The 10,984-nt window shown below is 35.1% G+C and carries 11 protein-coding genes and 1 riboswitch; of the genes, 4 read left to right on the top strand and 7 right to left on the bottom strand.

From position 1 onward, the window contains the following. Nucleotides 1-185: 185 nt before the first annotated feature. The 3 genes from KI369_RS17730 to KI369_RS17720 form a co-directional block, all read right to left on the bottom strand. Nucleotides 186-1,100, bottom strand: coding sequence for a sigma factor regulator N-terminal domain-containing protein (locus KI369_RS17730; protein WP_212956806.1), 915 nt, complete (start codon nucleotides 1,098-1,100; stop codon nucleotides 186-188). Next, nucleotides 1,100-1,591 carry an RNA polymerase sigma factor gene (locus tag KI369_RS17725; protein WP_212956805.1) on the bottom strand — a complete coding sequence of 164 codons (492 nt, stop codon included), beginning with the start codon at nucleotides 1,589-1,591 and terminating at the stop codon, nucleotides 1,100-1,102. The genes KI369_RS17730 and KI369_RS17725 overlap by 1 nt, the downstream gene beginning before the upstream one ends. Before the next feature lie 140 nt (nucleotides 1,592-1,731). After that, a complete protein-coding gene (locus KI369_RS17720; RefSeq protein ID WP_212956804.1) occupies nucleotides 1,732-3,024 on the bottom strand; it encodes a DUF5068 domain-containing protein in 1,293 nt (430 codons plus the stop codon). Nucleotides 3,025-3,457: 433 nt separating this feature from the next. Here KI369_RS17720 and KI369_RS17715 point away from each other — a divergent pair, with 433 nt between their 5' ends. Further along, nucleotides 3,458-4,234, top strand: a complete 777-nt coding sequence (locus KI369_RS17715) for an SDR family oxidoreductase (protein WP_438800509.1) — start codon at nucleotides 3,458-3,460, stop codon at nucleotides 4,232-4,234. Between the two features lie 37 nt (nucleotides 4,235-4,271). Here the strand turns inward: KI369_RS17715 and KI369_RS17710 are convergent, their stop codons facing one another. The 4 genes from KI369_RS17710 to KI369_RS17695 all read right to left on the bottom strand — a co-directional run bounded on the left by KI369_RS17710 (nucleotide 4,272) and on the right by KI369_RS17695 (nucleotide 7,969). Beyond that, nucleotides 4,272-4,940, bottom strand: a complete 669-nt coding sequence (locus KI369_RS17710; protein WP_156576846.1) for a methionine ABC transporter permease — start codon at nucleotides 4,938-4,940, stop codon at nucleotides 4,272-4,274. Then, on the bottom strand, nucleotides 4,915-5,955 hold the full coding sequence (locus tag KI369_RS17705) for a methionine ABC transporter ATP-binding protein (protein ID WP_212956802.1): 1,041 nt from the start codon (nucleotides 5,953-5,955) through the stop codon (nucleotides 4,915-4,917). The genes KI369_RS17710 and KI369_RS17705 overlap by 26 nt, the downstream gene beginning before the upstream one ends. Before the next feature lie 12 nt (nucleotides 5,956-5,967). After that, on the bottom strand, nucleotides 5,968-6,780 hold the full coding sequence (locus tag KI369_RS17700) for a MetQ/NlpA family ABC transporter substrate-binding protein (protein WP_212956801.1): 813 nt from the start codon (nucleotides 6,778-6,780) through the stop codon (nucleotides 5,968-5,970). Between the two features lie 85 nt (nucleotides 6,781-6,865). Next, nucleotides 6,866-6,980, bottom strand: a riboswitch (SAM riboswitch). Nucleotides 6,981-7,060: 80 nt separating this feature from the next. Next, nucleotides 7,061-7,969: an NAD(P)-dependent alcohol dehydrogenase gene (locus KI369_RS17695; protein ID WP_212956800.1), complete on the bottom strand. Its 909-nt coding sequence runs from the start codon at nucleotides 7,967-7,969 to the stop codon at nucleotides 7,061-7,063. 144 nt (nucleotides 7,970-8,113) lie between these two features. On the opposite strand from KI369_RS17695, the gene KI369_RS17690 reads away from it, so the two are divergent. From KI369_RS17690 to KI369_RS17680, 3 genes are all read left to right on the top strand, one after another. Next, entirely contained in the window at nucleotides 8,114-8,878 is a 765-nt protein-coding gene (locus KI369_RS17690) for a hypothetical protein (RefSeq protein ID WP_212956799.1), read from the top strand. Nucleotides 8,879-8,990: 112 nt separating this feature from the next. Beyond that, the gene (locus tag KI369_RS17685) at nucleotides 8,991-10,427 is read left to right on the top strand and encodes an FAD-binding oxidoreductase (protein WP_212956798.1); all 1,437 of its coding nucleotides are present in this window, start codon (nucleotides 8,991-8,993) and stop codon (nucleotides 10,425-10,427) included. Next, nucleotides 10,424-10,957, top strand: a complete 534-nt coding sequence (locus KI369_RS17680; protein ID WP_078419377.1) for an MFS transporter — start codon at nucleotides 10,424-10,426, stop codon at nucleotides 10,955-10,957. The genes KI369_RS17685 and KI369_RS17680 overlap by 4 nt, the downstream gene beginning before the upstream one ends. Nucleotides 10,958-10,984 lie beyond the last annotated feature (27 nt).

Here is a 10,984-nt window from a genome sequence, read left to right as displayed (position 1 = left end):
TTCACAATGGATAAAGTGTGAACAAATATATGATTTTTTATTTATAAAATTGCACCTAATATATTGTGAAGTTTATTTTTGAAAATTAAGCAATAAATGAGAGATGGGAGCTATCTATTGTAGCGGATAGCTCCCGTAGTAAATAGGTTTATGTGTGTTCTTTAAGTTCATCTGGGCGTTCCTTATTATTTCTCCGGTTTTATATAAGGAACAACCTGCGCAGTAACCCCTACAGAAGCACCACGAATAAAGTTTTGGTTTTCTAATGCCTTAAAGTTTTCCGTTTTTCCTGTTAGCATAACACCTAAAATTTTCACTTGATCAAATGGTTTGTTTTCATTTGATTTTAAAAACTTTTGAATGTCCTTGTCATACCCATCATTATATTGTTTAAGGGAATCAAAGAACCCTTTGTACGATTCTTCGGGAGGGGTTCCTGGCTCAAATCCGTAAACAGGCATACCAGCAGGACCTCCGCTTTCGTCTTTAATAGGTGAGACCATATATAGCCATACGATATTTAAGTTGTCTGGTATTTTTGTTTGAATTTCTTTTAATGTATAAGGTTGATCGAAAGAGATAGCGACTTCCGCAACATAGTTTTCCATTTTGGAAACTGCACTTAATTCATTTTTGACCCCATCGTAATATTCCTTGATAGCTGGATTATAAAATGTGGCAACTTTATTTTTCGTTTGTTTATCGTAATTATAAGACTCTGTATTAGATCTTCCCCAATGAGTTCCTGGTATTACCTCATTGTAATCGATATTAGAGCGAAACCAATCGTAAGGGCTTGTCAGAGTATTCCATTTCACTACGTAACCATTAATGTTTTTAGAACGATTTGATGTAATATTGCCGCCAAACATAGAGGAGCTACTCGTTACTTGAGAATCAATTTGTACATTCGGTTCTGCAATTGAGTTATATAAAAAGAGTTGTTCGTGAAGCCTCATAGAGCCTTTCGCTGCGAAGTAATTACCAACTTTATAAATGATAGGGATAAGCATGATTACAACGATAATAGAAGTAATGATGATTTTAAGTAACTGTTTCCTTTTCGCTTTTTTTAAGGCATTTTTTAAAGACGTATCCATTAAGGTTTTCCTCCTATTTTTGAGTGGATTGCTTTACGTGCACGATGTAACTTTTGTTTGACGCTGTTTACTTGAATATCTAGTATTGATGCAATTTCTTCGTATGTAAAATCGTAATAATACTTTAAAAAGAAGGCTTCTTTATATTCTAGTTTTATATCTTTTAATAGATAGAAAATCTCATCTTTATTTAAAACAGTATCTAATTCCCGGTCTGTATATTGTAATTTTGAATAAATCTCTTCAGTTAAATAGATGTTCTGTTGCTCTTTTTTTCTCTTTAAGTCAATGTATTCATTTAATGCGACTCTGAAAAACCATGGACGTATGTTATCCTCGGTTAAGCTATCTAGCAATGTGTATACTTTATAGAAAGTATTTTGGATGATGTCTTCCGCATCTTCTTTTATAGCCCCTTTTGCTAATAATAGTTTGAACACTTCCTCTCCTAACTTGATAAGATAGGAGGTTAATATATTTTCTTTTCCCATCATTTTTCCTCCCTACACTTATACAACGGATAGGTAATCATAAATGTATACACTTAAATTAAAGTTTTGTTCTTGATACAAATAAAAAAGGCATATAACAATCATATGTTATATGCCTTTTCTATTATATATTTAGTAATTTATTTAGGTAATGTAAACTTAGCTTTTTTACCTTGTGAAATATCTTTAGCTTCTTTATTTCTCATAGGTCCTAACTCAATCTCAAAGCTTTTGTCTTTCCAAATCTTTTCATACTGCTCTTGATCTAAAATATATACTTGTAGTAACTCTCCAGATGTTCCTGTTTTGACTGAAGCATTATAGTCATAATTTAATAGCATGCCTTCATTAATCGTATATTGTGTACCATCATTCACTCTTAATGTAGAGCTTATAGGAGATAGTGAAACATCTTGAGTATCTTTGTTATCAAGCTTGAATTTCACCGTTAATAGAACAATACCGTTTTTGAAATTTGCAAAGCGCGGTGCTTCGACGGAATTTGGTGTGAATTGAGTAAATTGATATCCATCTAATGTAACATGAACAGCGCCTAATTCTTGGCTGTTATTAATACTTGATTTCTCTTTTAACATTTTTTTATCGCCCATGTTATTAGCTGTAGCTTTATCTTGGTAGAAAGCTTTATCTGTAGCAACTTTTTCAGCGCCTTGCTTGTTTAAACTTAATGAAAAGCTTCCCGGGCTTCCGATTGGAGCGTCGAATTTTCCTTTATTAGCTTGTGCAGTTGGGACTGTGACTGAGACTGTTGAGAGACTTGAAATTTTTGCTAGATCATCTTTTCCGAATGGATACGCGATATAACCAGAAATAGTTTCTCCTGCTTTTACTAAGTAATCATTCGTTGGAGCAAGCTTAGTTGGTAGTTGATCTTCTTTTGGAATTAAGTCTTTATAGTTACTATATACTTTCTGTGCACCAGTAAACGATATATCCAATGCTGGCATATAATAAATATCTTTAGCTGAACTATTTTTTACGCTATAGTTTACAAGAATAACTCCGCCCTCTGTTTGACGGTTAAATGGAATGTTAAAGTCCGTATGGAATCCATTTAATTCAACTAATGTATAACTGTTCATTGATACTGAAACATCTTCAGCTTTATAAACTTGTGGTTCCTTATTTTCAAAAAGAACTTTTGTTTTTCCGCCTGTTTCTTTTTCCATGTAGGAAATAAGTTTAGAATAATCGCTGGAGCTAGTAGCGGTATCTTCCGTCTTTTTATCTTCAGTTTTCTTGTCTTCGGATTTTTTATCTTCAGGTTTACTTTCTTTCGTTGTATCCGGTTTGCTTTCTTTTGTTGCATTCTCTTTTTGTTCTTTATTTGTCGTATCGCTTTGACCACAGCCAGTTATTATAAATGCTGCCACGATTACTGTAGAAAATAAAGAAAGTAATTTTTTTGACATGTTTCTTCCCCCTATTTGTTTAAAACTAAACTCTCACATTAGCCCCATGTTTTATTATAAGAAGGCTAGTCAATATTTACCAGTATTTTTTCTAATTATTTCAATTATTTAAATATTATAATATAATAAATTTGATAGAAGTTTGGAATGGAATATTGACTTTTATTTTTTTATCATTTGAAATATTACATCATATTGGTATGATAGAAATAGAGATATATGGAAAGGGGATAAGGATTTAATATGTGGATGAGCTTGTAATGATTAGAAACTAGATAGATAAATTTTTCTCTCATAATTGAGAGTTTATTTAGCTATCTGTAAATCATTCAAGGACTGCATATTTGGCTTGTACATCCCTTTTGTAAGGATAATGTGTAGGGAAATTCATATCTCTTATATAAAGTATGCGTCCTTTAAATTGGAGGAGTATATAATGAATCAATTAAAACATAAAGTAGCAGTTGTTACAGGCGTAAGTCGTCTAGATGGTATAGGCGCAGCAATTTGTAAAGAATTAGCTAAAGCAGGATACGACATATTTTTTACGTATTGGACAGCGTACGATAAAGAGATGCCTTGGGGCGTTGATCAAAGTGAACAAATACAATTAAAAGAAGAGTTACTAAAAAGCGGTGTTAAAGTATCGAGTATGGAGTTAGATTTAACTCAGAATGATGCACCGAAAGAGCTTATAAATAAAGTTACTGAACAACTTGGATACCCTCATATATTAATTAATAATGCAGCGTATTCTACGAATAATGACTTCTCTAATTTGACTGCTGACGAATTAGATAAGCACTACTTGGTTAATGTTCGTGCGACTACATTGTTAAGTAGTCAATTTGCCCGCGGATTTGATAAGAAATCTGGTGGTAGAATAGTGAATATGACTTCGGGGCAATTTCAAGGGCCTATGGTTGGAGAACTGGCGTATGCAACAACGAAGGGAGCTATTGATGCTCTTACTAGTTCGTTGTCAGCCGAGGTAGCTCATTTAGGAATAACAGTGAATGCAATTAACCCAGGTCCAACCGATACAGGCTGGATGACTGAAGAGATAAAGCAAGGATTAAAGCCGATGTTTCCTTTTGGTAGAATTGGTGGGCCGAAGGATGCAGCAAGACTCATTAAGTTTTTAGTAAGTGAAGAAGCAGAATGGATTACGGGACAAGTTATTCATTCTGAAGGTGGGTTTAAAAGATAGAAAGAAGGTATCTCACTAGGGTGAGATACCTTCTTTTTTAATCCTTTTTCAATCTTCGAGCAACACCGTTACCTAAAGACTGTAATCCTTGAACGAGGATAATTAAAATAAACACGGTTGCATACATTACTTCCGGTTCGTAGCGTAAGTGCCCGAATCGATATGCTAAATCACCAAGACCGCCAGCACCTACAAGACCAGCCATTGCTGTTGCGCCAATTAAGCCGATCGTTGCAATTGTTAATCCAAGTACAAGGGAGGGACGCGCTTCTTTCACCATGACGTGCCAAATGATTTTTATAGTAGAAATGCCCATCGCTTGGTAAGCTTCAATAACACCGCGATCCACTTCTAATAAAGCCGTTTCCATTAAACGTGCGATATAAGGAGCTGTAAATACGACAAGTGGTACAATCACACCTTGCACACCAATAGAGGTCCCCATTAGAAACTTTGTAAAAGGTAAAATGAAGAATAATAGAATGATAAATGGAAGAGAGCGAATGACATTAATAACGGTATTCAGAATAGGATAGATGATTTTATTTTCATGCTGTCCACCAGGTCTCGTTAAAACAAGTGTGACACCAAGTGGCAGTGCAATAAGGATCGAGATGAGTAATGAAATAGATGTCATTTGAAATGTTTGGATTGTTGCTTCCCATATGACTTTACCCCATTCATCCAAAAAGGACTTGTTTCCCATAGTCTGTTCTACCTCCTTCTACGATGATTCCTTGCTCTTGTAAAAATGATAAAGCACGGTTTACCTCATTTTTTTCACCCTGCATATGAACGACAAGTTTCCCATATGCCTCATGTTTTAACTGTGTAATATTACCGGACAAAATATTCGGATATACTTGGAAACGTTTCGTAGCGACAGCTAATGCTGGCTCACCTGAAGAATGTCCTATAAAAGAAAGTGTTACAATTTCACCAGTAGTCTGTAGTTCTTTTTGTACTTCTTCTGGAATTTTCGCTGCAAATGCGCTATTTACAAATTTCTTCGTTGTTACATGTTGTGGGTTTGTGAAAATATCTTTTACAGTTCCGCTTTCGACTACAGATCCATGTTCCATAACAGCAACGCGGTCACATATACGCTGGATGACATTCATTTCATGTGTAATGAGTAAAATCGTAATTCCGATTTCTTCGTTAATCTTTAATAGCAAATCAAGAATGGAATCGGTTGTTTCTGGATCTAATGCACTCGTTGCTTCATCACTTAATAACACTTCAGGTTCATGTGATAGTGCACGAGCAATCGCAACACGTTGTTTCTGGCCACCAGAAAGTTCACTCGGATATGCATCTTTTCGATTAAAAAGATCGACAATGCGTAAATACTTTTCTACTCTTTTTTCAATTTCTGTTTTTGGAATGCCAGCAAGGCGTAACGGTAATGCGATATTTTCATAGACGGTAACAGTTTTAAGTAAATTAAATCCTTGAAAAATCATTCCGATTTTTTGTCTTGCTTTTGCTAGTTCTTTTGCCGATAAAGTTGTTAAGTCTTGATTGTTTACAATGATATTTCCTGTTGTTGGTTTTTCTAATAAATTTACACAGCGGATTAATGTACTTTTACCAGCACCGCTATATCCGATGATTCCAAATACTTCGCCCTTTGCCACTTTAATAGAAGTTGACTTAAGAGCTTCGACATTCCCCTTTTTTGTTGAAAATACTTTGGAAATATTTTTTAATTCGATCATTATAGTCAGCTCCTACCAAGACGGTAAAACAGAACCATCAAATTTTTTCTCGATAAATTCTTTTACTTCTTTAGATTGATAAGCTTTCTTTAATTTATTTACAACAGCATCATCTTTATTTTCAGTACGAACAACAACCCAGTTCACATATGGTGAATCTTTTCCTTCACGGAAGATAGAATCTTTCGCAGGGCTTAATTTTGCACCTAATGCAAAGTTTGTATTAATTGCAGCTGCTTTCACTTCACTTAGTTGTGTCGGTAATTGAGATGCCTCTAATTCAACAATTTTTAAATTTTTCGGATTTTCAATTACATCTTTCGCAGTCGCTTTTTCTGTAGCCTTTGGATCCACTTTTAAAACACCTGCTTTTTCAAATAGCTTTAAAGCTCGAAGTTCATTCGTTGGATCATTTGGTACAGCAATCGCATCGCCCTCTTTTAAGTCTTTTATATCTTTTAAGCTTTTAGAATATACACCCATAGGGAATGTTACTGTTGAAAATACTTCAGTTAATTTCATATTGCGTTCAGCTTTAAATACGTCTAAATATGATTTCGTTTGATAGCTATTTACATCGAGGCTTTTTTCATCTAAAGATACGTTTGGTGCTACATAATCATTAAATACCTTTACATCAATCTCGAGACCGTCTTTCGCTGCTACTTCTTTCACCTTTTCAAAAATTTGTTCATGTGGTCCGCCAGTTACACCGACAGTAATCTTTTTCTCATCTAATGCTTTTACCTCTTTATCGGAATTAGCACCACATGCACCTAACAATAATACCGCTCCACTTACAATGCTTAATAATACTTTTTTCATCTATAGTTCCCCCTTCATATACGTTCCAAAATAAAAAGCACCTCTCAAAAACAAGAGAGGTGCCGAATAGACAAAATAGGATCCTCTCTTATCTGCCAAAACGAAAACTCGTTTTGCAGGAATTAGCACCTTAGCTTATACGTCATAAGCTCGGTTGCCGGGCATCATCGGGCCAGTCCCTCCGCCACTCTTGATAAGAGTTTGTGTATGTAGTTTTTTAATATGGTATTAATAGTAAATCTTACAAAAAGAATTGTCAATGTTATTTTCTGAATATATTTTATTTTAAGGTAATCGAAACGTTACCTTTCTTATGTCCCTTTTCCACATACATATGAGCTTCAGCAATTTCTTCTAAGCGGTAAGTTCTATCAATAACAGGTTTTAAACGTTCTGTTTCAGTTAGTTCTTTTAGTAGAATCATATCCTCTTTACTTACCTTTGCCATCATTCCATTAACAGATACATATTTTCCATTGGGTGTTAATGTATTTGTACAAAGGGATTTTTTATACTTCCCAACTGCATCAAATATAATATCGTAACGCTCGCGCCGCTTAGTAAAATCTTCTTTCGTATAATCGATTACTTTGTCAGCCCCTAAAGATTGAACGAGTTCAAAATTTGAATGACTACAAACAGCCGTAACGGTCACGCCGAAATATTTCGCAAGTTGTACAGCAGCTGTTCCTACTGATCCAGAGGCACCATATATGAGAACTTGTTGCCCCCTTTTTATACGGGCCTTTCTTAGGAAGTGTAGTGCCGAAGTTGCGCCAAAGGGAATAACTGCTGCTTCCTCATACGTTACATTGGTAGGTTTTAATGCTACTAATCCACTTTCATGTACACATGTATATTCTGCATAACCACCGACATTAAGCTCTGTTAATGCAAAAATTTGATCTCCTTTTTTAAATTGAGTTACATCTGTTCCTATTTCTTCGATTTCACCGGATAACTCTACACCGAGTATAGGCTTTCTCGGTTTTCTAAAACCTAATATGATCCGCATAGGAATCCAAAATAATAGAGGGCTATTAAATCCGCGTATTCTACAATCTCCAGTCGATACACTTGTTGCGTGAATTTTAACTAATACTTCGTTCTTTTTAGGTGTAGGTTTCTCTATATTTTGAAGTTGAAGAACGTTAGGTGGTCCATACTGTGTGCAAATAATCGCCTTCATAATGACCTCCTGAAATGAGTGTTGTTATTTACATCATATTTAAGATCTTCATTAAACATGTCGCTATATAGCGAGTATAGATTGAAAATTATATGGATTTCATAGGAAAAGAGGTGATATTATTTTTGGAAAGGGGGCGACATTATGAAAAAAATTATTTTTGTTTCAAGTTTAGTGCTTGCAATCAGTCTAGGGGTAGGGTGTAGTAATGAGAAAACAGCAAAGACGGATGAGCCGAAAAAAGAATCAGTTCAAAAAGAAAAGGAATTAACGGCGAAGGATGTTTTCAAGAAAACGAACGAAGCTTTTAAAAATGAAGAACATGTAACGATGACATATGATGTAGGGATAAAAGCTGAAGGAACAGAGATGGATATAGTAAAGGCTAAGATGCAATTAGAGCCAAAGACAAAGAATTCTCGTTCTGAAATGAATATTTCTGGTACAGATGTTGTAGTGTATACTGTGAATGGTAAAGTTGCTGGTGAGGTGAAAAACCCTACTACAGGAGAAGTTATAACCGTACCAGAGGAGCAGTTAAACGCTGGTGGAATGAAAGCAACTCAAGATATTATAGATAATTTAGAAGTACCAGCAGTAGTTTTAGATAAAATGAAGATGGAGAAAAGCGGAGATAAATATAAACTGAAATTTACATTAAAAGGGCAAGAAACAGAAAGTATGTTAACTAGCATGGATGAAACGCAGAAGAAAATGTTACAAGCACAAAATGCGAAGATAGAAGAAGTGGATGCAGAGTATATTATTACAAAAGATTTTAAATATGAATCAGCAAAGATAGACATGATTATGAGTAGTAACGGCAAGGATAAAGCACACATTATTACGAACGCAAAATATACGTCGTACGAAAAGTTTGACCCAATACAATTGCCAGCAGCAAAGTAACAGTTTTGATGAGGGGGGACCTAAAATAAGGTACCCCCTCTTTTTTATACTCTCTTCATAGGAAAATAGGTACAATATGAAGAGGAAAAACTGTAGAAGAGGAGAGTGTCATTTGAAAAAAAGAAAGATAGCGGTGGTCATCGGAGCTTATATAGTTTTGCTTGCGACATCTATAAATACATATAAAGAGAAACTAGATCATCCTATTATGAGCGATGTAGGAAAGTTACTTCCAACGAAAATTAAACGTGTGGAAAATGCTGAGGATGAAAGTTCATTAAAACAGGTAGTGCAAGATGCAAATACTTCCGGGGAGAAAATTTCCATTGCAGGTATGCAACATAGCCAAGGAGGGCAGACATATTATCCGAACGGCACGATGCTTGATATGAAGGGGTATAATAAAATATTAGAATTTGATCCGGAGAAGAAGAGGATTAGGGTGCAAAGCGGTGTCACATGGAATGACATTCAAAGGAAAATCAATCCATATGGTCTTGCGGTTCAAGTCATGCAATCTCAAAATATTTTTACTGTTGGTGGTTCATTAAGTGTAAATGTACATGGGCGTGATATTCGTCATGAGGCATTGATTGATACAGTAGAGTCGTTTAGGTTGTTAATGGCAGATGGTACGGTGCGTAATGTAAGTAGAGAAGAAAATGCTGATCTGTTTCCGTATGTAATTGGGGGATACGGATTGTTTGGCGTTATTTTAGATGTGACGCTAAAGTTAACAGATGATGAATTGTATGAAGCGCATACGAAGGTACTAGATTATAAAGAATACGCTTCATATTTTAAGAATAAAGTGCGAAGGGACGAGAATATACGTATGCACTTAGCACGTATTTCTGTTGCCCCACATTCACTTTTAAAAGAGATGTATGTGACAGATTATACATTGGTGGAAAATCAAAATATGAGGGAAGAGTACAGTAAATTAAAAGAAGAAAATATTATAGCTGCACCAAAATTTTTACTCGGTTTATCACGATATAGTGATTGGGGAAAGAATACGTTTTGGGATATACAAAGAAGTTATTTTGAACGTACAGATGGAAAGTATGAGACGCGAAATAATGTTATGAGGTCAGATAGTGCTTTTATGGAATATGAAAATCCAAATTTGGCCGAGGTTTTACAGGAGTATTTCGTACCGATAGGTAGTTTTACAGCATATATAGATGACTTGCGAAGTGTTTTGAATGAAGAGGAATTAAACCTTCTTAATATTACAATCCGCTATGTAGAAAAGAATGAGAATGCGGTACTATCTTATGCGAAAGATGATATGTTTGCACTTGTGCTTTTAATTAATCAAGGGCGCTCAGGGGATGAAATAAAGAAAACAAAAGTGGTCATTCAGAAGATGATTGATGTTACTTTGAAGCATAATGGAAGTTATTATTTACCGTATTATTCTTACCCAGAAAAAGAGCAACTAAAGAAAGCATATCCTCGCATAGAAGAATTCTTTCAGAAGAAGAAGGAAGTAGACCCAGAGGAAAGGTTTGTGAATTTATTTTATAAGGAGTATAGCAAATGACATATAGAAGATTTGTAGCCTCACAAAGCATAATTATGATGGCGGGAAGTATGGTGTTTCCTTTTTATATACTATTGCTTCGAAACGTTGGGAATAGCTTCTCGCAATTTGGTTGGGCGTATGGCTTATTCGCTTTAACTTCAGCACTTGTATATCCGGTAGTAGGAAAGGTGTCTGACCGAGTAGGTGATCGGAAATTATTAATTATATATGCTTGGTCCATGGCAGTATTAATGCTTTGTTTCCCGATTGCCACGGAAGTCTGGCATGTGTATATTCTTCAAATTGTAATGGGGGTTTTAGGTGCTGTGCAGCGTAATACAGAGAAGACGTCGTTAGCACGAAAGGTTGTGCAAGAAAATGCTGGTTATGAGATTGGAAAATATCATGTGTGGACATCGATTGGAGGAGCAGTAGCAATTATTGCAACGGGATATTTAGTAGATTTCTTTACGATTGGTACGATTTTTTATATTGCATCTATCTTATATGTAGTGAGCGGAGTTGTATTAAGTAGTAAAAAAATATAATCATCCCCATTTTTACCTGAATACCCT

This window comes from Bacillus sanguinis, from assembly GCF_018332475.1.
In the GTDB taxonomy this organism is placed as follows: domain Bacteria; phylum Bacillota; class Bacilli; order Bacillales; family Bacillaceae_G; genus Bacillus_A; species Bacillus_A sanguinis.
This window is presented reverse-complemented; position numbering and strand designations above follow the sequence as displayed.

Coding starts and splice junctions, on each gene's coding strand:
- KI369_RS17680 (WP_078419377.1), top strand. CDS start 10,424: ATGACATATAGAAGATTTGTAGCCTCACAAAGCATAATTATGATGGCG.
- KI369_RS17690 (WP_212956799.1), top strand. CDS start 8,114: ATGAAAAAAATTATTTTTGTTTCAAGTTTAGTGCTTGCAATCAGTCTA.
- KI369_RS17695 (WP_212956800.1), bottom strand. CDS start 7,969: ATGAAGGCGATTATTTGCACACAGTATGGACCACCTAACGTTCTTCAA.
- KI369_RS17700 (WP_212956801.1), bottom strand. CDS start 6,780: ATGAAAAAAGTATTATTAAGCATTGTAAGTGGAGCGGTATTATTGTTA.
- KI369_RS17705 (WP_212956802.1), bottom strand. CDS start 5,955: ATGATCGAATTAAAAAATATTTCCAAAGTATTTTCAACAAAAAAGGGG.
- KI369_RS17730 (WP_212956806.1), bottom strand. CDS start 1,100: ATGGATACGTCTTTAAAAAATGCCTTAAAAAAAGCGAAAAGGAAACAG.
- KI369_RS17720 (WP_212956804.1), bottom strand. CDS start 3,024: ATGTCAAAAAAATTACTTTCTTTATTTTCTACAGTAATCGTGGCAGCA.
- KI369_RS17725 (WP_212956805.1), bottom strand. CDS start 1,591: ATGGGAAAAGAAAATATATTAACCTCCTATCTTATCAAGTTAGGAGAG.
- KI369_RS17710 (WP_156576846.1), bottom strand. CDS start 4,940: ATGGGAAACAAGTCCTTTTTGGATGAATGGGGTAAAGTCATATGGGAA.